The sequence below is a fragment of the Flindersiella endophytica genome, assembly GCF_054779015.1.
On sequence record NZ_BAAGYY010000019.1, the window covers coordinates 434,518 to 456,710 of the forward strand.

The following is a 22,193-nucleotide window of genomic DNA, read 5'->3' on the forward strand; positions in this document are numbered from 1 at the left end:
TGGCCTGTCATGGGCCATGTCGAGGTGTCGGGCGTCGAGTACCGCCTGCCCGACGGCCGGCCGTTGCTGGCCGAGGTGGGCTTCCGCGTCGGTGACGGCGCGAAGGTCGCGCTGGTCGGCGCGAACGGCTGCGGCAAGACCACCTTGCTCCGCATCATCGCCGGCGACGTCGAGCCCATGGCCGGCTCGGTGACCAGGAGCGGCGGCCTCGGCATCATGCGCCAGTTCGTCGGTACGGGCCGCGGCGCCGCCACCGTCCACGACCTGCTGCTGTCGGTCGCGCCGGAACGCATCCAGGCCGCGGCCGCAGCCCTGGAGAAGGCCGAGCTGGCCGCGATGGACCACGACGACGAGCGCACCCAGCTCGCGTACGCCACCGCGCTCGCCGAGTGGGCCGACGCCGGCGGGTACGACGCCGAGGTGCTCTGGGACGTCTGCTGTACCGAGGCGTTCGGCGTGCCGTACGACCGGGCGAGGTACCGCGACGTCATGACGCTCTCCGGTGGCGAGCAGAAGAAGCTCGTCCTCCAGGTGCTGCTGCGCGGCCCCGACCAGGTGCTGATCCTCGACGAGCCGGACAACTATCTCGACGTACCCGGCAAGCGTTGGCTGGAGCAGCGGCTCAACGAGACGCCGAAGACCGTCCTCTACGTCTCCCACGACCGTGAGCTGCTGGCCAACACCGCGCAGCAGATCGTCACGCTCGAAACCGGCTTCGACGGCAACACCGCCTGGGTGCACGGCGGCGGCTTCGCGACCTACCACCAGGCGCGGCTGGACCGGCACGAGCGCTACGCCGAGCTCGGCAAGCGCTGGGAGGAACGACGGGACCAGCTGGCCGCGCTGGTCAAGGCGCTCCAGCTGGCCAAGTCCCCGAAGACGCAGGCCGCGGTCACCCGGCTGCGCCGGCACGAGGCGACCCGCCCGCCGGACCCACCGCGCGAGCAGAAGATCCGGATGCGGCTGCGCGGCGGCCGCACCGGCGTGCGCGCGCTGACCTGCGAAGGCCTCGCCCTGCGCCACCTCACCGACCCGTTCGATCTCGAGGTGTTCTACGGCGAGCGGCTCGCGGTGCTCGGCGGGAACGGAACCGGCAAGTCCCATTTCATGCGGTTGCTGGCGGCGTGGCCGAAGCCGGACGCCGTCGCGCACGAGGGCGCCTGGAAGCTGGGGGCGCGGGTCGTACCCGGGCATTTCTCCCAAACCCACGAGCGACCGGACCTGGCCGGCCGTACGCTCCTCGACATCCTCTGGAAGGACTGCGCGCTGCAGCCTGAGGAGGCCGCCCGTGTGCTCAACCGCTACGAGCTGACGCCCGCCCGCGAGCAGCGCTTCGACACGCTGTCCGGCGGCCAGCAGGCGCGATTCCAGATCTTGCTTCTCGAGCTGTCCGGCGCGACCATGTTGTTACTGGACGAGCCCACCGACAACCTCGACGTCGCTTCGGCCGAGGCACTGGAGGCGGCGCTCGCCGAGTTCGACGGCACCGTGCTCGCGGTGACCCACGATCGCTGGTTCACGCGCTCGTTCGACCGGTTCGTCTCGTTCAGCGCGGACGGCCGCGTGGCTGAGGTCGCCGATCCGGTGTGGCTGTAACCTGCCGGTACGACGCTGGAGACTCCGTGCGCGGTAGAGGGGCAGGGCGTAGTGGCAGAACAGACGATGTCGAGTGTGACGATCGAGGCGGAACCGCCTGCCATCATGGCGGTGATCGCTGACTTCGAGGCCTACTCGACCTGGGCCGCCGCGGTGAAGGAGGCCGCGGTCCTCGAAACCGGTGACGACGGCCGGCCCAGCTCGGTACGGTTCGTGCTCAACGCCGGACCGGTGAAGGACGAGTACACCCTCGCCTACACCTGGGACGACGACCGTGAGGTGCACTGGACACTGGTCGAGGCGAAGGTCCTGAAGCTGCTCGACGGCTCGTACACGCTGCGAGACCGCGGGCGCGGCAAGACCGAGGTCACGTACAAGCTGTCGGTCGACCTGACGATTCCGATGATCGGATTGCTCAAGCGCAAAGCTGAGAAAGTGATCATCGATACCGCGCTGAAGGAACTGAAGAAGCAGGTTGAGCAGGGCGGTACGAAGGAGTGAGCCGGCTCGCGCGCGGACCGGTGAGTGGCTACAAGGACTTTGAACGAGGCGGTGCGGTGTGGGTTTGACAGTCGGCGTCGACATTGGCGGTACGAAGATCGCCGCCGGTCTCGTTGACGAGGAAGGCACGCTGGTCGAGGAGACCAGGCGGGAGACTCCGGCGACCAGTCCGCCGGAGATCGTCGACGCCATCGCCGACATCGTGAAGGAGCTCTCCGGCCGGCACCAGATCGAGGCGATCGGCATCGGCGCGGCCGGATTCGTCGATGCCACGCGATCCACGGTGCTGTTCGCGCCCAACCTCGCCTGGCGGCACGAGCCGCTGCGGCAGGGTGTCGAGTCGCGTACCTCCGTTCCGACGGTGGTCGAGAACGACGCCAACGCCGCTGCCTGGGCGGAGTTCCAGTTCGGCGGTGGGCGCGACGTGCAGGACATGGTGCTGCTGACCGTCGGCACCGGTCTCGGTGGCGGCCTGGTGCTCGCCGGCGAGCTGTTCCGCGGCGCGTTCGGCGTGGGCGGCGAGGTAGGCCACCTGCGCGTGGTGCCCAACGGGCATCTGTGCGGGTGCGGCAACAAGGGCTGCTGGGAGCAGTACGCCTCCGGCTCGGCGCTGGTGCGCGAGGCCCGGGCGTTCGCGCGGTCCGGTTCGCCGCAGGCGGCGCCGCTGCTGGAGATGGCCGACGGCGACGCGGAGAAGATCCAGGGGCCGATGGTGACGCAGGCGGCGCAGAACGGTGACGTACCCGCCCGGGAGCTGCTCGAGGATCTCGGGCGCTGGCTCGGCGAGGGGATCGCGTCGCTGGCCGCCGTACTCGACCCCGCCGCGGTGGTCGTTGGTGGTGGCGTGGCCGACGCCGGTGACCTGCTGCTGGAGCCGGCGCGGGCGGCGTTCGCGCGTAATCTCACGGCTCGCGGGCATCGTCCTCAGTTGGAGATTCGGCTCGCGTCGATGGGCAACGAAGCCGGGATCATCGGCGCTGCCGACCTGGCGCGCCGGCGATAGAGGTGATGGAGTCTCGATGGCGTTGATCCAGGCGTTGACGATCGGGGTCGACATCGGTGGCACGAAGGTGGCCGCCGGGGTGGTCGACCCGGATGGGAAAGTGCTTGCCCGATTACGGCGGGACACCCCGTCGACCTCTCCACAGGCGACCGAGGACACGATCGCCGAGGTGGTCGAGGAGCTGCGGGCCACGTACGAAGTGATCGCGGTCGGCATCGGGGCGGCAGGCTGGATCGACGTCACGGGGACGTCGGTGCTGTTCTCGCCGCACCTCGCGTGGCGTCACGAGCCGCTGCGCGACGCCGTGCGCCGGCGCGTACGGCTGCCCGTGACCATCGAGAACGACGCGAACGCCGCGGCCTGGGCGGAGTGGCGGTTCGGTGCCGGTCAGGGCGAGTCGCATCTGGTCTGCGTGACGTTGGGCACCGGCATCGGCGGCGCCGTGATCACCGACGGCGTGATGCTGCGCGGCAAGTACGGCGTGGCGGGGGAGTTCGGCCACATGACCGTGGTGCCGGGCGGGCATCGCTGCGAGTGTGGAAACCGGGGCTGCTGGGAGCAGTACGCCTCCGGGAACTCCCTGGTGCGAGAGGCCCGTGAGCTGGCGGCTTCGGGCTCGCCGGTGGCCCAGAACCTCCTGGACCGGGTGGGCGGCGACCCGTTGCGCATCACGGGACCATCGGTGACGGAGGCCGCCAAGGACGGCGACCCGGTGGCCGTCGAGCTGCTGGAAGAGGTCGGACGCTGGCTGGGCGTGGGCCTGGCCAACATCGCCGCTGCCTTCGACCCGGGAACGTTCGTGGTCGGCGGCGGAGTCTCCGACGCGGGTGACCTGTTCCTCGGCCCGGCGCGCTCGACGTTCCGGCGCACCCTGACCGGACGTGGCTTCCGCCCGGAAGCGCAGATCCTGCGCGCTGCCCTCGGCCCGGATGCCGGCCTGGTGGGTGCGGCGGATCTGGCGAGGGAGAACATCCGGCTGTTCCGTCGCCGCCGGCGCCACAACCGCAGCCCGGCGAGCGCCCGCCTGCGCGCGAGAGTCGACCGGCTTTCCGACCGCTAGCGGTCCACGAGCGTAAGCTCGAACGTGTAACGCGACGCCCGGTAGAGGTGTGTGCCGTACTCCACCGCGCGACCCTCGTCGTCGTAGGCGATGCGGGTCATCGTCAGCACCGCGGCGCCCTTCGGCTCGCCCAGATCGCGGGCTTGGGCCGTCGACGCCACCCGCGCGCCGATCGTCTGCCGCGCCACCCTCAGCTGCACACCCTGCGAGCGCAGGATCTCGTACAACCCGCGCTCCTGCAGCTCCGCCACATCGAGCAGCGCCAGGTTGGTCGGCAGGTAGTTGGTCATCAGCGCCAGTGGCTCGTCCTGCGCGCTCCGCAGCCGCTGCAGGCGCAGCACGTCGGTCCCGGTGCGCACTCCGAGCGCGTGCCCCACCTCGTCGTCGGCCACCACGACACGCAGGTCTCGCACGACGGTGGTCGGATGCTGACCAGACCTGGACAGGTCGTCATACAACGACGACAGCTCGATCGGCCGCCGGACCTGCGACTGGACCACCTGAGTGCCGACGCCGCGTTTGCGGACCATCAGCCCCTTGTCGACGAGGTACTGGATCGCCTGGCGCATCGTCGGACGCGACAACGCGAGCTGTTGGGCCAGTTCGACCTCGTTGGGCAGCCGCGTGCCGGGTGCCAGCGTTCCCGCCAGGATCGCCTGCTCGAGCTGCTGGGCGACCTGGAAGTAGAGCGGCACCGGGCTGCGGCGATCGACTTTCACGGCCGGCTGTGTCACGGTGGACAGCCTAACGTCATAATGTCCTGACAAACGTTCGGACGGTGCGTAACGTCGCCGTTAAGTTTCGCCGGGCCTGGCGTGCCTGGGCGGGGCACGGCGCGAGGAGGTTCCACATGCGGCTTGGCTTGGTCGGAGTCGGGCGGATCGGGCGGCTGCACGCCCGCACCCTGCGCGACCTCACCACGGTGGAGGAGGTGACCGTCGCCGATGCCGACACCGTACGTGCCGAGCAGCTGGCCGCCGAGCACGGTTTCCGGGCGGCGCCCGACGTCCGTACGCTGCTGAAGGACGCCGACGGCGTGGTGATCGCCGCCGCCACGCCCGCACACGCCGAGCTCGTCCACCAGGCCGTCGAGGCCGGGGTCGCGATCTTCTGTGAGAAGCCGCTGGCCTCCACCGTCGCCGAGACGAAGGAGATCCTGGACAAGACCGTCAATGCCGGCATCCCTCTCCAGCTCGGCTTCCAGCGCCGCTTCGACGCCGGCTTCCTGGCCGCCAGGAACAGGCTCCGGGCCGGCGAGCTCGGCGTCCTCCACTCGATCTGGGCCTGCACGATGGACCCCGCACCGCCGCACGCCGGCTACATCCCCACGTCCGGTGGCCTGTTCGCCGACTGCAGCGTCCACGACATCGACGCCATCCGCTGGGCGACCGGCCGCGAGATCGTCAGCGTGAGCGCGACCGGCGCGAACAAGGGCGAGGGTTACTTCGCGGCCGCCGGCGACGTCGACACCGGCCACGCGCTGCTGACGCTCGACGACGGCACGCTCGCGGCGATCGCGGGTGGCCGCTACAACGGCGCCGGCTACGACGTCCGCCTCGAGTTGCACGGCGCCAGGGCGACCGCCGTCGCCGGCCTCGACGGTGTGACCGGCACGAGCTACCCGAGCTTCGCCGAACGCTTCGGCGCCGCCTACGTCAAGGAGCTGGAGACGTTCGTCGAGGTCGCCGCCGGTCGGATCGAGTCGCCATGTCCGGGGGAGGATGCGTTGGAGGCGTTGTACGTCGCGCTGGCCTGTGAGCGGTCCCGGCGCGAGCAGCGAGCGGTACGCGTGGCGGAGGTCAAGCAGTGACAGTGACAGCGTTCGACCTGATCACGATGGGGCGGGTGAGCGTCGACCTGTATCCGAACGACATCGGCGTACACCTGCAGGACGTGCGGACGTTCTCCAAGTTCCTCGGCGGCAGCGCCACCAACGTCGCCGTGGCGGCCGCCCGGCACGCCCGCCGTACGGCCGTCATCACGCGCACCGGCAACGACCCGTTCGGCGAGTACATCCACCAGGCCCTGCGCGGCTTCGACGTCGACGACCGGTTCGTGACCCCGGTCGACGGCCTGCCGACGCCGGTGGTGTTCTGCGAGATCTTCCCGCCCGACGACTTCCCGCTCTACTTCTACCGGTTTCCCAAGGCACCCGACCTCGAGATCTACGAGAACGAGCTCGACCTCGACGCCATCAGGGAAGCGCGCATCTTCTGGGTCACCGGCACCGGGCTGTCCGAGGAGCCCAGCCGCACCACCACGCTGAACGCGCTGCGGGCCCGCGACCACAAGCACCCGACGGTGCTCGACCTCGACTACCGTCCGATGTTCTGGAGGTCGGTCGACGACGCCCGCGACGTGATCGGCAAGGCCGTCGAGCACGCGACCGTGGCGGTCGGCAACCTCGACGAGTGCGAGGTCGCCACCGGCACCCGCGACCCCGACCAGGCCGCCGATGTCCTGCTGGGCAAGGGCGTCCAGCTCGCCGTGGTCAAGCAGGGACCGAAGGGCGTCCTGGCTCGTACACCGAACGAGGAGGCCGTCGTACCTCCGGTGCCGGTCGAGGTCGTCAACGGCCTGGGCGCCGGCGACGCGTTCGGCGGTGCGCTGTGCCACGGCCTGCTGGAGCGCTGGCCGATCGAACGTACGATGCGGTTCGCCAACGCCGCGGGTGCGTACGTCGCCGGCCAGCTCGCCTGCGCCGACGCGATGCCGACGCAAGCGCAAGTTGACGAGCTGTTGGCTGGGGTGACCGATGCCTGAGGTCGATCTCCAGCAGCTGGCCGAGATCCGCGCCTGCGAGCCGGCCACGATCGAACGCGCCTACGCCGGCCGCCACCGCCGCCCGCTCCTGGAGCCCGGCGGCCGCCTGCTGATCGTCGCCGCCGACCACCCGGCCAGGGGAGCGTTCCGCGCCGGAACGAACCCCCACGCCATGGGCGACCGCGCCGAGCTGCTGGCCAGGCTGCTCGTCGCGCTCGACCGCCCGGGCGTCGACGGCGTACTGGCTGCGCCCGACCTCGTGGAGGACCTGCTCCTGCTCGGCGCGCTGGAGGGCAAGGTCGTGATCGGCTCGATGAACCGCGGCGGCCTCCCCGGCGCGGTGTTCGAGGTCGACGACCGCTTCACGGCCTACGACGCCGACAGCATCCAGCGGTCCGGTCTCGACGGCGGCAAGATGCTGCTCCGGATCGACCGCCAGCACCCGGCCTCGGCCGCGACGCTGGAGAGCTGCGCACACGCCGTCTCCGCGCTGGCCGCCCACCAGCTGATGGCGATGGTCGAGCCGTTCATCTCGAACTCGGAGGATGGTTGCGCCGGGCTCAGCAACGACCTCAGCACCGAGGCCGTCGTGCAGTCGGCCGCGATCGCCGCCGGGCTCGGCAGGACGAGCGCGTACACCTGGCTGAAGCTGCCCGTCGTCGACGACATGGAACGGGTGGCCGCCGCCACGTCGCTCCCGATCGTGCTGCTGGGCGGCGAGGTGGCCGAGGATCCCGACGTGGCGTACGCCAGCTGGGCCAAGGCGCTGGCACTTCCGACCGTACGCGGACTCGTGGTAGGACGGTCGCTGCTCTATCCACCCGACGATGATGTGGTGTCGGCAGTGGACACCGCAGTCGGGTTGATGATCGGGGAGGATCAGTGACGGAACAACGCCACCATTTCAAGGCCTGGGAGCTCGCCAACGAGTCGTGGAGCCTGTGGCTGACGCCGAAGATCGCGGGCTGGAGCTTCAGCGGCCTGCGGACCGCCGACCTGCGCAAGGGCCAGGCGCTCGGCCTGTTCACCGGCGAGGAGGAGATGCTCGTCCTTCCGCTCGCGGGCCAGGGGATCCGGGTGGAGTGCGACGGCCGCAGCTACGTTCTCGCCGGCCGCGACAACGTGTTCTCCGGTCCGACCGATTTCGTCTACGTGCCAAGGGATTCCGAGGTCGTCGTGCAGGCTGACGCCGACGTACGCCTGGCGTTCCCGTCGGCGCGCTGCAAGCACCGGCTGCAGCCGCGTTACGGCCCGGCGTCCAAGGTGCCCGTCGAGCTGCGCGGAGCCGGCCAGTGCAGCCGGCTGGTACGCAACTTCTGCGCGGCCGACGTCTTCGAGACCGACAAGCTGATCGCCGTCGAGGTCGTGACGCCCGGCGGCAACTGGTCGTCGTACCCGCCGCACAAGCACGACGAGCACCGGCCGGGCGAGGAGTCGGTGCTGGAGGAGATCTACTACTTCGAGGTCTCCGACGAGCTCGGCATGGCCTACCAGCGGGTCTACGGCACGCCCGAGCGGCCGATCGACGTCCTGGCCGAGGTGCGCACCGGCGACGTCGTGTGCATCCCGCACGGCTGGCACGGCCCGTCGATGGCCGTCCCCGGCTACGACCTCTACTACCTGAACGTGATGGCCGGACCCTCCGACGAGCGGGCCTGGCTGATCTGCGACGACCCCGACCACGGGTGGATTCGCGAGACCTGGAAACACCAGCCGATCGATCCGCGCCTCACGGGAGGCAATGCATGACCAATCCGGGAAAAAGCACCGTCCGACTGACCGTAGGCCAAGCCCTCGCCCGGTTCCTCGCCAACCAGTGGAGCGAGCGCGACGGTGTAGAACAGCGGCTGATCGCGGGCTGCTTCGGCATCTTCGGCCACGGCAACGTCGCCGGCTTCGGCCAGGGCCTGCTCGAGTACCACGGCGAGCTGCCCTACCTGCAGAGCCGGAACGAGCAGGCGATGGTGCATGCCGCCGTCGGGTACGCCCGGATGAAGAACCGCCTGTCGACGTACGCCTGTACGAGCTCGATCGGTCCGGGCGCGACCAACATGGTCACCGGCGCCGCGCTGGCGACGATCAACCGGATCCCCGTCCTGCTGCTGCCCGGCGACATCTTCGCCACCCGCGTCGCCAACCCCGTGCTGCAGGAACTGGAGGACCCGCGGTCGTACGACGTGTCGGTCAACGACTGCTTCAGGCCGGTGTCGAGGTTCTGGGACCGGATCAACCGGCCGGAGCAGCTCATCCCGTCGGCGCTCGCCGCGATGCGCGTGCTCACCGACCCGGTCGAGACCGGCGCCGTGACGCTCGCGCTGCCGCAGGACGTGCAGGCCGAGGCGTACGACTGGCCGGAGGAGTTCTTCGCCAAGCGGGTCTGGCATGTCGCCCGCCAGGTGCCGGAGCCCGCGGCCCTCGAACGAGCGAAGGCGTTGCTGCGCGATGCCGAACGTCCGCTGATCGTCGCCGGCGGCGGCGTGATCTACTCCGAGGCGACCGAGGAACTGGCCCGGTTCGCCAACGCCACCGGCATCCCGGTCGCCGAAACCCAGGCCGGCAAGGGATCGCTGGCCTGGGACCACCCGCGCAGCGTCGGTGCGATCGGCGCGACCGGCACGACGGCCGCCAACGCGATCGCGGCCGAAGCCGACGTCGTGCTCGGCATCGGCACCCGCTACAGCGACTTCACAACGGCATCGCACAGCGTCTTCGCCGAGGGCGCGACGTTCGTCAACCTCAACGTCGCGAACTTCGACGCCGCCAAGCTCGGCGGCACCACGCTGCTCGCCGACGCCAAGGCCGGCCTCGACGCGCTCACGTACGCCCTCCAAGGCTGGCAGGCGCCGCCCGCTCACACCGAACGCGCCGCCGAGCTCGCTGCCGGCTGGCAGCAGGTCGTCGACGGCGCCTACTACACAGCCCACACGCCGTTGCCCGGCCAGACCGAGGTGCTCGGCGTGGTCAACGACGTGTCCGGCCCGCGCGATGTCGTCATCAACGCGGCCGGGAGCATGCCGGGCGAGCTGCACAAGCTGTTCCGGGCAAGGGATCCGAAGCAGTACCACGTGGAGTACGGCTACTCCTGCATGGGTTACGAGATCGCCGCCGGGCTCGGCGTGAAGCTCGCCGCACCCGACCGCGAGGTGATCGTGCTGGTCGGCGACGGCTCCTACCTCATGCTGGCGCAGGAGATCGTGACGTCGGTGCAGGAAGGCGTCAAGCTCACGATCGTACTCGTGCAGAACCACGGGTTCGCCTCGATCGGCTCGCTGTCGGAGTCCGTCGGATCGCAGCGGTTCGGTACGAGCTACCGCTACCGCAGTCCCGAGACCGGCCTGCTGGACGGCGACGTCCTGCCGGTCGACCTGGCCGCCAACGCCGCCAGCCTCGGCGCCGACGTCCTGCGCGCCGGAACGATCGAGGAGTTCCGCGCCGCGCTGGCCAAGGCCCGCGAGGCCACCCGCACCACGCTCGTCCACGTCGAGACCGACCTGTTGTCCGGAGCACCGGACTCCGAAGCCTGGTGGGACGTTCCGGTCGCCGAGGTCTCCTCGCTGCCCTCGACGCGTGCGGCGCGCGACACCTACGAAGCCAACAAACCCAGCCAGAAGCGTTATCTGTAAGGGAGGTGCGGACACCCATGCGCACCGTTGAACACTGGATCGCCGGCGCGCCGACTCAGGGCGGATCCACCAGGCGTGGGCCCATCTGGAACCCCGCCACCGGTGAGCAGCAGGCCGAAGTCGTGCTCGCCACGGCCGACGACGTCGACCTGGCCGTGCAGACGGCCGCGAAGGCGTTCGAGAGCTGGCAGGACGTCTCGGTCGGCAAGCGCGCGAAGATCCTGTTCGCGTTCCGCGAGCTGGTCAACGCCCACGTCGACGAGCTCGCCCGGATCATCTCTGCCGAGCACGGCAAGGTGATTTCCGACGCCCAGGGCGAGGTGCAGCGCGGCCTCGAGGTGATCGAGTTCGCCTGCGGGATTCCCCAGCTGCTGAAGGGCGACTTCTCCGACCAGGTCTCCAGCGGCGTCGACGCCTACTCGTTCCGGCAGCCGCTCGGCGTCGTCGCAGGCATCACGCCGTTCAACTTCCCGGCCATGGTGCCGATGTGGATGCACCCGATCGCGATCGCGTGCGGCAACACGTTCGTGCTCAAGCCGTCCGAACGCGACCCGTCGGCGTCCCGTCTCGTCGCCGAGCTGTGGCAGCGGGCCGGCCTGCCCGATGGCGTCTTCAACGTCGTGCACGGCGACAAGGAAGCCGTCGACGCGATCCTCGACCACCCGGGCATCGCCGCGGTGTCGTTCGTCGGCTCGACGCCGATCGCGCGGTACGTTCACGCCCGCGCGAGCGCGTCCGGCAAGCGTGTCCAGGCCCTCGGGGGCGCGAAGAACCACGCGGTCGTGCTGCCCGACGCCGACCTCGACTTCGCGGCCGACCACCTGACCGCCGCGGGCTACGGCTCGGCCGGCCAGCGCTGCATGGCGATCTCGGCCGTCGTCGCGGTTGGCGCGTCCGGCGACGCGCTGGTGGAGAAGCTGCGCTCGCGAGCCGGTGACGTGAAGGTTGGGCCTGGCGACGACGACTCGGCCGACATGGGGCCGGTCGTCACCAAGCAGGCCGAGGAACGGATCGCCGCGTACCTCGAGGTCGGTGCCGCCGAAGGCGCCGAGCTGGTCGTCGACGGTCGCGGCCTCACGATCGACGGCCACGAAGAGGGGTTCTTCATCGGGCCGTCCCTGCTCGACAAGGTCACACCCGAGATGCGGGTGTACCAGGACGAGATCTTCGGACCGGTACTCGTCGTCCTGCGGGCGGAGACGCTCGAGCAGGCGATCGACCTCGTGAACGCCAACCCGTTCGGCAACGGCACGGCGATCTTCACCAGCTCCGGCGAGGCGGCGCGAACGTTCCAGCGCAGGGTGACCGTCGGCATGATCGGCGTGAACGTGCCGATTCCCGTCCCGATGGCGCACTACAGCTTCGGCGGCTGGAAGGACTCGCTGTTCGGCGAGCGGCATGCCTACGGCGTCGAGGGCGTCGACTTCTACACCCGCGGCAAGGCCATCACGTCACGCTGGCCGCACGTCGAGCACGCCGCCGACGCCGCGTTCCACTTCCCGACCACCAAGTGACCGAGTGACCGGCTGAGCACCTGAACACCGCAGTACCCAATCCACAAAGGGCTCTTGACCAGGAGGATCGATGAAGCTACTCCGTACGTTGGGTCTGGTGACGATCGCGGCTGCGCTCGCGATCGGCGGCTGCTCGAACGACGAGCCGCAGACGAACAACGACCAGTCGACGGACAAGAAGTCCGAGTCTGGGAGCGAAAACCAGTCCAGCGGGTCCGGCGACCTCACGTTCGCCGTCGTCACGCACGGAACCGCGGGTGACGCGTTCTGGGACATCGTGAAGACCGGGGCCGACCAGGCCGCCAAGGATCAGAAGGTCAAGGTCACCTACAACAGCGACGGCGACCCGGCCAAGCAGAGTCAGCTGATCGACAACGCGGTCGCGTCGAAGGTCGACGGCCTGATCGTGTCGATGGCCAACCCCGACGGTGTGAAGTCCAGCGTCGAAGCGGCCGTGAGCAAGGGCATCCCGGTCATCACGATCAACTCCGGGCTGGAGCAGTCCAAGGCGTTCGGCGCGATCACGCACATCGGCCAGAGCGAGCAGCTGGCCGGTGAGGCGGCGGGCGAGAAGCTCGCCGGGGCCGGGCTGAAGAACGTGATCTGCGTGGTGCACGAGGCCGGCAACGTCGGCCTGGAGCAGCGCTGCGCGGGCGCGAAGTCCAAGCTCGCCGGTGCTAAGCTTTCCAACCTGCAGGTCGACATCTCCAACATCGCCGACGCGCAGAACACCATCAAGAGCAAGCTGCTGTCCGACAAGACCATCGACGGCGTGCTGACGCTCAACCCCGTGGTGGCCAAGGCCGCGGTGCAGGCCAAGCAGGAGGCGAGCAGCCAGGCGCAGCTCGCGACGTTCGACGTCTCGGAGGAGATCTGCGACTACGTGGCGGGCGGCGACCTGCTGTTCGCGGTCGACCAGCAGCCCTACCTGCAGGGCTACCTGCCGGTGGTGTTCCTCGCGCTGAAGGCCCGCAACGGCAACGACGTCGGTGGCGGGCAGCCGGTCTACTCCGGTCCCGGCTTCGTCACCAAGGACAACGCCGCGCAGGTGAAGAAGTTCGCCGCCGCGAAGACGCGATAGTTCGATGGCTGTCATCACCGAGGAAGGCCGCCTCACGACGGTGAGCCTGGTGACGCGGGTGCTGCGGCGTCCAGAAGTGGGCGCCGCGGCCGCCGCGGTCGCGGTGTTCGTCTTCTTCTCCGTCATGACCGAGGCGTTCCTCACGATGGGCGGCATGGCGACCTGGCTCGACTCGGCGTCGCTGTTCGGCATCATGGCGGTCGCGGTCGGCCTGCTGATGATCGGTGGCGAGTTCGACCTGTCGGCGGGCGTGATGACCGGCGCGACCGGGCTGATCGTCGGCATCCTCACGATCCAGTACGGCGGCAACGTGTGGGTCACCGTGCTGATCTCGCTGGTGTTCGCACTGGTGGTCGGCGCGTTGAACGGCCTGCTGGTGATGAAGACAGGCCTGCCCAGCTTCATCGTCACGCTCGGCACGCTGTTCGTGCTGCAGGGCCTCAACCTCGCGCTGACCAAGCAGCTCACCGGCCAGGTGGCGATCCAGAACTTCGACGACGTGCCCGGCTACTACGACGTGAAGTGGCTGTTCGGCTCCACGATCGCCTTGTTCGGAACGAAGTTCCAGATCTCGATCGTGTGGTGGTTCCTGCTGACCGCGCTCGCGACCTGGCTGCTGTTGCGTACGCGTGCCGGCAACTGGATCTTCGCGGTCGGTGGCGCGGCACACAGCGCGCGTGAGGTCGGCGTGCCCGTGCTGGGGACGAAGATCGCGCTGTTCATGGTGACGGCTGGGGCCGGCTGGCTGGTCGGCATGCTGCAGCTGTTCCGCACCTCGACCGTGCAGGCGTCCACCGGCATCGGGCAGGAGTTCATCTACATCATCTGCGCGGTCGTCGGCGGTTGCCTGCTGACCGGCGGCTACGGCTCGGCGATCGGCGCCGCACTCGGTGCGCTGATCTACGGCATGACGTACCAGGGCATCGTGTTCGCGCAGTGGGACAACAACTGGCTGAAGGCGTTCCTCGGCGTCATGTTGCTGCTCGCCGTGCTGGTCAACACGTTCGTCCGCAAGCAGGCGGAGGTGAGCCGATGACCGCGGTGCTGGAGGCGCGCGGGCTGTCCAAGCGGTACGGCAGCATCTCCGCGCTCGAGGACGTCTCGACGACGGTCGAGAGCGGGCAGGTCACCTGCGTGCTCGGCGACAACGGCGCCGGCAAGTCGACGTTCATCAAGATCCTGTCCGGCGCGCACCAACCGTCGAGCGGCGAGCTGCTGCTCGACGGCTCGCCGACCACGTTCAGCAGCCCGAGACAGGCGCTGGACAAGGGCATCGCGACGGTCTACCAGGACCTGGCCGTCGTACCGCTGATGCCGGTGTGGCGGAACTTCTTCCTCGGAAGCGAACCCACCAAGGGATTCGGGCCGTTGCGGCGGCTGGACGTCCGGTCGATGCGGCTCACCACGCACGGCGAGCTGGCGAAGATGGGCATCCACCTGCGTGATGTGGACCAGCCGATCGGCACGCTGTCCGGCGGTGAACGTCAGTCGGTGGCGATCGCGCGGGCCGTCTACTTCGGCGCGCGGGTGCTGATCCTCGACGAGCCGACGGCGGCGCTCGGCGTCAAGCAGTCCGGTGTCGTGCTGAAGTACGTCGCCGCCGCCCGCGACGCCGGTCTCGGCGTCGTGCTCATCACGCACAACCCGCACCACGCGTACCTCGTCGGCGATCGGTTCGTCCTGCTGAAGCGCGGGCGGATGGCCGGAGCGTACGAACGGGCGGACCTGGCGCTGGACGACCTGATCCGCGAGATGGCGGGTGGCGCGGAGCTGGAGGCGCTCGGGCACGAGCTGCGTCAGGTCGCGCCGGAACAAGTAGTTACAGAAGTAACAGGAGAAAGCAGTTGAGCACCTTAGGACCATTGGCAGGACGGGTGGCGGGAGCACCGATCTCGTGGGGTGTGTGCGAAGCGCCCGACTGGGGTTACGAGCTCACCGCCCAGCGCGTGCTCGCCGAGATGGCGCGGCTCGGCCTGCCGGCGACCGAGCTCGGTCCCACCGGCTACCTCGGTCCCGATCCGCTGACTGTACGAGAAACCCTGGCGGCCAACGACCTCTCGCTGGTCGGTGGGTTCCTGCCGGTCGTCCTGCACACCGCGGAGCAGGCCGACCTGACGCAGGCGGAGTACGCCATGCGTACGCTCGCCGACGCCGGTGCCGAGGTCGTCGTGCTGGCGGCCGACGCCGGACCTGCGGGCTACAACGAGAAGGTCGTGCTCGGCGACACGCAGTGGCGGTGGTTGCTGTCGAACCTCGACCGCACCCGCGAGCTGGCCGCGGAGCTCGGCCTGGCCGCGTCGCTGCATCCCCACGTGGGAACGGCGATCGAGGCCGCCGACGTCGTGTACCGGCTGCTGGCCGACAGCGACGTACCGCTGTGCCTCGACACCGGTCACCTTGCGATCGGGGGAGCGGACCCGCTGGAGCTGGTGCGGAAGTACGCCGACCGGGTCGGTCACGTCCACCTCAAGGACGTCCGGCTCGCGGTGGCGCAGGCGGTCGCGGAGGGGACCGAGACGTTCATCGACGGCGTGCGCAGCGGCCTGTTCGTGCCGCTCGGCGACGGTGACCTCGACATCGCCGGCATCGTGCGGGCGCTGGAGGACAGCGGCTATCGCGGCTGGTACGTCCTGGAGCAGGACGCCACGCTGGACGAGGTTCCCGAACCCTGGACCGGGCCGATCGACGACGTCCGGCGCAGCATCGCCTATTTGAGCCAAGACAGCCTGGCGAAGGTGTGAGCGGCGCTTATGAACGACATGGTGAGGATTGGTGTGATCGGCACAGGCGTGATGGGTGCCGATCACGTACGCACGCTGGCGACCGCGGTCGCGGGTGCTCAGGTGGCGGCGGTGTCCGACCTCGACACCAGCCGCGCGGAGGCCGCGGTCGAGGCGGCCGGGCTGACCGGCGTACGGATCCTGGACGATCCGCTGAAGGTGGTCGAGGACCCCGACATCGACGCGGTGGTCGTGGCGTCGGCGGACAGCACACACGAGGAGCTCGTGCTGGCCTGCGTACGTGAGGGAAAGTACGTGCTGTGCGAGAAGCCGCTCACGCCGACGGCTGACGGCTCGCTGCGCATCGTCGCGGCCGAGGTCGACCGCGGGCGACGGCTGGCGAGTGTCGGCTTCATGCGGCGTTACGACCCTGGGTACGCGTCGCTGAAGGCGAGCCTGTGTTCGGGCGCGCTCGGCGGGGCGTTGATGCTGCACTGCGTGCACCGCAACGCGAGCTCCCGGCCGGACACCGCGAGCGAGCAGCTGATCAACGGGTCGGCCGTACACGAGTTCGACGTCACGCGCTGGCTGCTCGACGACGAGATCACCCGGATCACCGTCCACCACGGCCGGCGCTCGTCGCTCGTCGTCGGAGGCACCGACGACCCGATGCTCATCGTCGCCGAGACGGCATCCGGCGTCCTGGTCGACGTCGAGGTGTTCGTCAACTGCCGCTACGGCTACGACGTCCGCTGCGAGCTGGTGGGAGAGACGGGCACGCTCAGCCTCGACCGCGCCGTGGGGGTGGTCGGCCGGGGAGCGGGCGGAGTGGCGGCGGAGATCGCGACCGACTGGCGCGACCGCTTCGCCGACGCCTACCGCCTGGAGCTCCAGGACTGGGTCCGCGGCGCGGCAGCCGGCGACCAACGCGGCCCAACCGCCTGGGACGGCTATGCGGCGACAGCGATCGCCACCGCCGGCGTCGACGCGCTGGAGACCGGCCGCCCGGCAACGGTCAGCCTCGCCACCCGCCCCGATCTCTACGCCACCTCTTCGGACTAGGGCAGAGGGCCACGGCGGACGGCTCAGGCGACCGCGACGGCTTCGATCTCCAGCAGCCACTCCTCGGCGTAGATGCCGGTGATGATGATCGTCAGCGCGGGCGTATGGTCGCCCAGGATCTCGGCGCGGATCCGGCTGTTGGCCGCCCGGTGCTCCCGATCCGCCAGGTAGATGGTGACTTTCGCCAGGTTGCGCAGCGACATTCCCGCCTCGGTGAGCACGCGCTCGACGTTGCGCCACGCCAGCCGGCACTGGTCCTCGAACGACTCGGGTAGCGGCAGGTCCGCCGACCAAGGCGGCTGGCCGCTGACGAACACCATCCGCTGGGCTCCGCTGACGGCGGTGCCGTGCGTATAGGCCGCCGTCGACTCCGGTAGGCCCGCCGGGTCGATCGGCTCGATGCTGAACGTCATCCGCACTCCTGCCAGTCGGCTCTGGTCCAATGTGGCCGTCCACCTCGGCCTGCCATCATCCCCCATGTCGCGTCGGCGGGTTGTCGTAACCGAACGCTTCCACGACATCAGCCCGGCGTTCGTGGCCGGCGAGCAAGTCGATCCAGAGGCCACGATCAACATCGTCCCGGTCGACTCGGTGGTATCCGATTCCGGACCTCGCCCGGATCGTTCGCAGGCGACCGATATAGCGTTCTGGTTCGTGCCAGAGATTCGTGTCCTGTCCTACAACGTGCGTGGCCTGCGCGACGACGTGGCCGCGCTCACCCGTGTCGTACGGCACTGCCGGCCGGACGTCCTGGTGGTACAGGAGGCGCCGAGCGTGCTCCGCTGGCGGTCGCGGTGTGCGGCGTTCGCGCGCGAGTGCGAGCTGCTCTACACCGCGGGCGGGCGGACGGGTGGCGGCAACCTGCTGCTGGTCGCGCCCAGGATCGACGTCCATGACGTACGCGAGTCGCGGATCTGGCAGCCCTGGCGCGACCCGATCCGGGGCGTGGTGTCGGCGCGGCTGGGCCTGGACGAGGGCCGGTTCGGCGTCGTGGGCTTCCATCTCGGCCTCAACCCGAGACGGCGGGCGGCGGAGGTACGCAAGGTGGTCGCCGCCGGCCGCTCGTTCGGCGACGAGCCCACGCTGATCGCCGGCGACTTCAACGAGACGCCCGAAGCCGCCGGCTGGGCGGCGTTCGGCGAGGCCGGCTTCACCGACCCGCTGGACGGCGCCGACCGCCCGCCGACGTTTCCGGTGGGCACGCCGAAGGCCCGGATCGACGCGATCCTGCTGACGAAGCACTTCGAGGTCAAGGAGTACGGCGTGCCGGACGCGCCGTCGATCCGCGCCGACCTGCTGCGGGCGACCGACCATCTTCCGGTGCTGGCCGTCGTCGAGGTTCCCTGACAGAGGATGGCAGTGAGCGCGGTCTAGCGTCGCAGCCTCGACCCGAAAGAGGAGGTTGCGATGGAGAATGGCGCGCACTGGGGTGGCGTCGTACTGGACTCGACCGATCCGCAGCGGCTGGCCAGGTTCTGGGCCGCGGTGCTCGGCTACGAGATCGTGGACGACTCGCCCGGCTGGGTGGAGATGCAGGGCCCGGGCGGCGCCTGGCCGCTGCTGGTGTGCCAGGGCATCAACCAGCACGTCCAGCACGGCGCGGCAAGTCCGCAGGGCAACCGGTTCCATCTGGACGTGGGCTTCCCACCGGACCAGAAGCCGACCCGCGAGCAGCTCGAGGCGGTGACCGCGCGACTGGAACGGCTGGGTGCCCGCCGGGTGGAGCGGATCGACGCGCCCGGCCAGCCGGTTCACTGGGTGATGGCCGATCCCGAGGGAAACGTGTTCTGCGCCCCTGGCGTGTGACTGGCGCCGTTGGCGTCGAGGAAGGCCTGCGCCATCGCGATCGCCTGGTGGCGCAGACCTTCCGGCTCGACGACGATGACCTCGTCACCGAGGACGCGGATCACGGTCAGCGCGTTGTCGGCGTCTTCCAGAACCAACTCGACGTCGGTCCAGCCGTCGCCGTCCGGCGCGCCGATCGTCCGGGACCGGGCCTGCACCCAGGTCGCGCGGTCCAGCGCACCGCCGCGTAGCCGCAGCCGCACTGTCGTACGCGCGAACGTCTCGGCATAGGCCTGCGACGCGGCCCGCCAGTGCGTCGCGAGGTCGAAGCCGTCCGGCCGCCTGAACGTGCGGTCGTCGAGCGTGACCTCTCCCAGCCGCGACACACGATAGGTGCGCGGCTCGCGCCGGCGCAGCGCGAGGAGGTACCAGCTCGCGCCCTTGCACACCAGGCCGAGCGGCGCGATCGTGAACGGTTTCGGTGACGTGCCGTAGCGTACGCGAACCAGCCGGTCGTTCCAGACAGCTTGGTGGAGCAGGGGGAGCGACGGCTCGGGATCGGCGACCTCGCCCCACGGCGTCGGGTCGAGGTGGACCCGCTCGGCGTGGTCGCGGCCGGTCGCCGGCACCGCCGCCAGCAGCTTGAGCCTCGCGGCGTTGGCCTCCGTACCGAGGCCGAGGGCCGCCGCCGCGGCAGGCACGCCGGCCAGGAACAGCGTGCGGACCTCCTGCTCGGTGAGCCCGGTCAACCGCGTGCGATAGCCGCCGACGAGCTGGAACCCGCCATCGCGACGCGGCGTGCCGTAGACCGGCACCCCGGCAGCGCTCAGGGAGACGATGTCGCGGTAGACCGTGCGCTCGGAGGCCTCGAGCGCCTCGGCGAGGTCGCGCGCGGTCATCCGCCCGCGCGCCTGTAACAACAGCACGATCGACACCAGCCGGCTTGCTCGCATACCGAACAGCTTCGCCGAGACCACCGACATCGCAGCCTCGAAGTCGGCCGACACCGGCCACGTCCCGCCAGGTCACCTTGACGCTGCTCCGGATCGCGTTCCAGGGTGGGGTTCTACTGGAGTAGACAACTCGTGTAGAAGCTGGAAGTGCACGTGGTCACCCGAGACGACGTGGCGCGGCTCGCCGGCACCTCGACGGCGGTCGTGAGCTACGTACTGAACAACGGTCCACGCCCTGTGTCCGAAGCCACCCGACAGCGCGTGCTCGCAGCGGTGGAACAGCTCGGCTACCGGCCCAACGGCGTGGCCAGATCCCTGCGCGCACAACGAACCCGCGTGCTCGGGCTGATCGTCCCGGACATCTCCAACCCCTACTTCGCCCAGCTGGCCCGCGACATCGAAGACGTCGCGTTCGGTCAGGGATACACCGTCGTGCTCGGGAACAGCGTCGGCGACACCGCGCGCGAGCTGGTCTACGTGCGTACGTTCGTCGAGAGCCGCGTCGACGGCCTGCTCTACATCTCGGCCGGCCAGCCAGGCCACTGCGTCGACGAACTGGTCCGCTCCGGGATTCCCACCGTCGTACTCGACCGGAGGGTACGAGGATTCAACGCCAGCAGCGTGACCGCCGACAACCGAGGCGGCGCGCGGGTGGCGACGCAGCACCTGATCGAGCACGGCCACCGGCGGATCGCGTTCCTCGGCGGACCGTCGAAGTTCTCCCCGGCCGCCGAACGCCGCCGGGGCTGGTCCAGTCAGCTACGTCAAGCCGGGCTCGCCTCGGATCGTTCGCTGGTCGTCCGGGCCGCGTTCGACCGCAACACCGGTTACCGAGCCGCGCTCGACGTCCTGTCCACGGCGGACCGCCCGACGGCGTTGTTCGCGGCCGCCGACGAGCAGGGGATCGGCGCGCTGCGCGCCGCCCACGAGCTCGGCCTGCGGGTGCCGGACGACCTGGCCATCGTGTCGTTCGACGGCGTGGTCGACGCGGCGTACACCGTTCCGTCCCTCACCGGGGTCCGGCAGCCCGTCCGTGCGATGGCCGCCAGAGCTCTTTCGATCCTGCTCGGGCTGGTCTCCGGCGACGACGCCGAGCCGGTCCATGAGGTGTTCCCTGTCGAGCTGATCCTTCGAGGCTCGTGCGGCTGTCCAGAACGGTCCGCCGAGCAACCGTCTGACTAGGAGGCCACATGCCCCATGACGCCATCCAGCTGAGCGACCTGATCGAGAACGAGCTCGACCAGCGCCGCGAGACGGGATACGACGTCACCGCGCAGGAAGCCGCGTTCGCCGCAGTCGACCGCGAGGACCCGGCCGCGCTTGCCGCGTTGCTCGACGAGTTGGACGCCCTGCCCGCGCCGCAAGGCTGGTCGTACGACGAGCCGACGGCCTGGGACCAGCTCGAGGCGAAGCTGGAGCTGCCGGCGGCGACCATCGCGCTCAGATCCCTTCCGGACAAGGAGCTCGCTGAGAAGGTGCATGGCGCCTGGGCGGGGCGGGTCGCCGGCAACATGCTCGGCAAGCCGGTCGAGTGGGGCGACCACTGGACGCCGGCGCACCTGCGCTCGTACCTCCAGCTGGCCGGCGCCTGGCCGCTCGACGACTACTTCCCGGTGATCGACCCGATGCCGGACGGCTACGAGCTCAGGGACAACTGGGTCGGCACCACCCGGGGCCGCGTCGACGGCAGCTCCCGCGACGACGACGTGGACTACACCGTGCTCGGCCTGCACCTACTCGAGACCCACGGGCCAGGCCTGACGCCGGAGCACGTCGCCACATCGTGGCTGCACCTGCTGCCGTACGGCCAGACCTACACCGCCGAACGCGTGGCGTACCGCAACCTGATCCATGGGCTCAGGCCGCCGCAGACCGCGACCTACCGAAACCCTTACCGGGAATGGATCGGCGCGCAGATCCGCGCCGACATCTTCGGTTACGTCTATCCTGGCGACCCGGTGTCGGCGGCCCGGCTGGCCTACCAGGACGCGGCGCTTTCCCATGTGGCCAACGGAATCTACGGCGAGATGTGGGCAGCGGCGTTGGTCGCCGTCGCGTTCACCACGAGCGACCCGCGTGGTGCGCTGGAGCAGTCGCTGATCGTCGTACCTCCGCTGTCCCGCCTCACCGAGGCGCTGCGCGACGTGCTCGACATGCACCAGCGCGGGCTCGACTGGGACACGGCGATCGCCGAGATCCACGAGCGTTACGGCTACTACAGCTGGGTGCACACGATCAACAACGCGGCCGTCATCGCGGCCGGGCTGTTGTGGGGCGAGGGGGACTTCACCAAGACGATCACGCTGACCGTCCTCGGTGGGCTCGACACCGACTCCAACGGCGCGACGGCCGGTTCGGTGGCCGGAATCTGGGCCGGGCGCTCCGGCATCCCCGGCAACTGGGTCGACCCGTTGCACGACCGCCTGCGCAGCGCTTTGTTCGGCTTCGACGGCTCGCGGATCTCGGAGCTCGCCGAGCGCACGATCAAGCTCACACAGAACTTCGCCAACTAGGGAAGCAGTTTGGAGGCAT

At 69.8% G+C, this 22,193-nt stretch carries 22 protein-coding genes; 19 read left to right on the top strand and 3 right to left on the bottom strand.

Translation table 11 applies throughout. The annotated features are described in order from the left end of the window. Nucleotides 1-9: 9 nt before the first annotated feature. The 4 genes from ACYVF6_RS22685 to ACYVF6_RS22700 all read left to right on the top strand — a co-directional run bounded on the left by ACYVF6_RS22685 (nucleotide 10) and on the right by ACYVF6_RS22700 (nucleotide 4,160). On the top strand, nucleotides 10-1,596 hold the full coding sequence (locus tag ACYVF6_RS22685) for an ATP-binding cassette domain-containing protein (protein ID WP_460524477.1): 1,587 nt from the start codon (nucleotides 10-12) through the stop codon (nucleotides 1,594-1,596). Nucleotides 1,597-1,662: 66 nt separating this feature from the next. After that, on the top strand, nucleotides 1,663-2,097 hold the full coding sequence (locus tag ACYVF6_RS22690; protein WP_460524553.1) for an SRPBCC family protein: 435 nt from the start codon (nucleotides 1,663-1,665) through the stop codon (nucleotides 2,095-2,097). Between the two features lie 58 nt (nucleotides 2,098-2,155). Further along, nucleotides 2,156-3,100: an ROK family glucokinase gene (locus ACYVF6_RS22695; protein ID WP_460524478.1), complete on the top strand. Its 945-nt coding sequence runs from the start codon at nucleotides 2,156-2,158 to the stop codon at nucleotides 3,098-3,100. Nucleotides 3,101-3,116: 16 nt separating this feature from the next. Next, nucleotides 3,117-4,160, top strand: coding sequence for an ROK family glucokinase (locus ACYVF6_RS22700; RefSeq protein WP_460524479.1), 1,044 nt, complete (start codon nucleotides 3,117-3,119; stop codon nucleotides 4,158-4,160). Here ACYVF6_RS22700 and ACYVF6_RS22705 read toward each other — a convergent pair. Beyond that, complete coding sequence (locus ACYVF6_RS22705) at nucleotides 4,157-4,894, bottom strand: GntR family transcriptional regulator (RefSeq protein WP_460524480.1); 738 nt, start codon at nucleotides 4,892-4,894, stop codon at nucleotides 4,157-4,159. The genes ACYVF6_RS22700 and ACYVF6_RS22705 overlap by 4 nt on opposite strands. A 44-nt stretch (nucleotides 4,895-4,938) precedes the next feature. On the opposite strand from ACYVF6_RS22705, the gene ACYVF6_RS22710 reads away from it, so the two are divergent. The 11 genes from ACYVF6_RS22710 to ACYVF6_RS22760 all read left to right on the top strand — a co-directional run bounded on the left by ACYVF6_RS22710 (nucleotide 4,939) and on the right by ACYVF6_RS22760 (nucleotide 16,923). Next, nucleotides 4,939-5,970 carry a Gfo/Idh/MocA family oxidoreductase gene (locus tag ACYVF6_RS22710; RefSeq protein ID WP_460524481.1) on the top strand — a complete coding sequence of 344 codons (1,032 nt, stop codon included), beginning with the start codon at nucleotides 4,939-4,941 and terminating at the stop codon, nucleotides 5,968-5,970. 2 nt (nucleotides 5,971-5,972) lie between these two features. Further along, nucleotides 5,973-6,923 carry a 5-dehydro-2-deoxygluconokinase gene (gene iolC, locus ACYVF6_RS22715; RefSeq protein WP_460524482.1) on the top strand — a complete coding sequence of 317 codons (951 nt, stop codon included), beginning with the start codon at nucleotides 5,973-5,975 and terminating at the stop codon, nucleotides 6,921-6,923. Beyond that, nucleotides 6,916-7,809 (top strand): Cgl0159 family (beta/alpha)8-fold protein, encoded by an 894-nt coding sequence (locus tag ACYVF6_RS22720; protein WP_460524483.1) that lies wholly within the window; start codon nucleotides 6,916-6,918, stop codon nucleotides 7,807-7,809. The genes iolC and ACYVF6_RS22720 overlap by 8 nt, the downstream gene beginning before the upstream one ends. After that, nucleotides 7,806-8,672, top strand: coding sequence for a 5-deoxy-glucuronate isomerase (gene iolB / locus ACYVF6_RS22725; protein ID WP_460524484.1), 867 nt, complete (start codon nucleotides 7,806-7,808; stop codon nucleotides 8,670-8,672). Before ACYVF6_RS22720 ends, iolB begins: the two co-directional genes overlap by 4 nt. Continuing rightward, complete coding sequence (gene iolD / locus ACYVF6_RS22730; RefSeq protein WP_460524485.1) at nucleotides 8,669-10,546, top strand: 3D-(3,5/4)-trihydroxycyclohexane-1,2-dione acylhydrolase (decyclizing); 1,878 nt, start codon at nucleotides 8,669-8,671, stop codon at nucleotides 10,544-10,546. Before iolB ends, iolD begins: the two co-directional genes overlap by 4 nt. 17 nt (nucleotides 10,547-10,563) lie before the next feature. Further along, nucleotides 10,564-12,060 (top strand): CoA-acylating methylmalonate-semialdehyde dehydrogenase, encoded by a 1,497-nt coding sequence (locus ACYVF6_RS22735; RefSeq protein WP_460524486.1) that lies wholly within the window; start codon nucleotides 10,564-10,566, stop codon nucleotides 12,058-12,060. Nucleotides 12,061-12,130: 70 nt separating this feature from the next. Beyond that, entirely contained in the window at nucleotides 12,131-13,141 is a 1,011-nt protein-coding gene (locus ACYVF6_RS22740) for a sugar ABC transporter substrate-binding protein (protein WP_460524487.1), read from the top strand. A 4-nt stretch (nucleotides 13,142-13,145) separates the two neighbouring features. Beyond that, nucleotides 13,146-14,177: an ABC transporter permease gene (locus ACYVF6_RS22745; protein WP_460524488.1), complete on the top strand. Its 1,032-nt coding sequence runs from the start codon at nucleotides 13,146-13,148 to the stop codon at nucleotides 14,175-14,177. Beyond that, on the top strand, nucleotides 14,174-14,989 hold the full coding sequence (locus tag ACYVF6_RS22750; RefSeq protein ID WP_460524489.1) for a sugar ABC transporter ATP-binding protein: 816 nt from the start codon (nucleotides 14,174-14,176) through the stop codon (nucleotides 14,987-14,989). The genes ACYVF6_RS22745 and ACYVF6_RS22750 overlap by 4 nt, the downstream gene beginning before the upstream one ends. 14 nt (nucleotides 14,990-15,003) lie before the next feature. Then, entirely contained in the window at nucleotides 15,004-15,882 is an 879-nt protein-coding gene (locus ACYVF6_RS22755; protein WP_460524490.1) for an IolE/MocC family protein, read from the top strand. Nucleotides 15,883-15,891: 9 nt separating this feature from the next. Beyond that, complete coding sequence (locus tag ACYVF6_RS22760) at nucleotides 15,892-16,923, top strand: Gfo/Idh/MocA family protein (protein WP_460524491.1); 1,032 nt, start codon at nucleotides 15,892-15,894, stop codon at nucleotides 16,921-16,923. Nucleotides 16,924-16,946: 23 nt separating this feature from the next. On the opposite strand, the gene ACYVF6_RS22765 is transcribed toward ACYVF6_RS22760, so the two are convergent. Next, the gene (locus tag ACYVF6_RS22765; protein WP_460524492.1) at nucleotides 16,947-17,336 is read right to left on the bottom strand and encodes a RidA family protein; all 390 of its coding nucleotides are present in this window, start codon (nucleotides 17,334-17,336) and stop codon (nucleotides 16,947-16,949) included. A 64-nt stretch (nucleotides 17,337-17,400) separates the two neighbouring features. Between ACYVF6_RS22765 and ACYVF6_RS22770 the strand changes: the two genes are divergently transcribed. Together ACYVF6_RS22770 and ACYVF6_RS22775 are read left to right on the top strand one after the other, a co-directional pair. After that, nucleotides 17,401-18,270 (top strand): endonuclease/exonuclease/phosphatase family protein, encoded by an 870-nt coding sequence (locus ACYVF6_RS22770; RefSeq protein ID WP_460524493.1) that lies wholly within the window; start codon nucleotides 17,401-17,403, stop codon nucleotides 18,268-18,270. Between the two features lie 60 nt (nucleotides 18,271-18,330). After that, nucleotides 18,331-18,729, top strand: coding sequence for a VOC family protein (locus tag ACYVF6_RS22775; protein WP_460524494.1), 399 nt, complete (start codon nucleotides 18,331-18,333; stop codon nucleotides 18,727-18,729). Here ACYVF6_RS22775 and ACYVF6_RS22780 read toward each other — a convergent pair. Further along, the gene (locus tag ACYVF6_RS22780; RefSeq protein ID WP_460524495.1) at nucleotides 18,675-19,715 is read right to left on the bottom strand and encodes a helix-turn-helix transcriptional regulator; all 1,041 of its coding nucleotides are present in this window, start codon (nucleotides 19,713-19,715) and stop codon (nucleotides 18,675-18,677) included. The genes ACYVF6_RS22775 and ACYVF6_RS22780 overlap by 55 nt on opposite strands. Nucleotides 19,716-19,814: 99 nt before the next feature. Between ACYVF6_RS22780 and ACYVF6_RS22785 the strand changes: the two genes are divergently transcribed. Further along, nucleotides 19,815-20,843: a LacI family DNA-binding transcriptional regulator gene (locus ACYVF6_RS22785; RefSeq protein ID WP_460524496.1), complete on the top strand. Its 1,029-nt coding sequence runs from the start codon at nucleotides 19,815-19,817 to the stop codon at nucleotides 20,841-20,843. Between the two features lie 8 nt (nucleotides 20,844-20,851). After that, complete coding sequence (locus ACYVF6_RS22790) at nucleotides 20,852-22,174, top strand: ADP-ribosylglycohydrolase family protein (protein ID WP_460524497.1); 1,323 nt, start codon at nucleotides 20,852-20,854, stop codon at nucleotides 22,172-22,174. The last annotated feature ends 19 nt before the right edge of the window (nucleotides 22,175-22,193 follow it).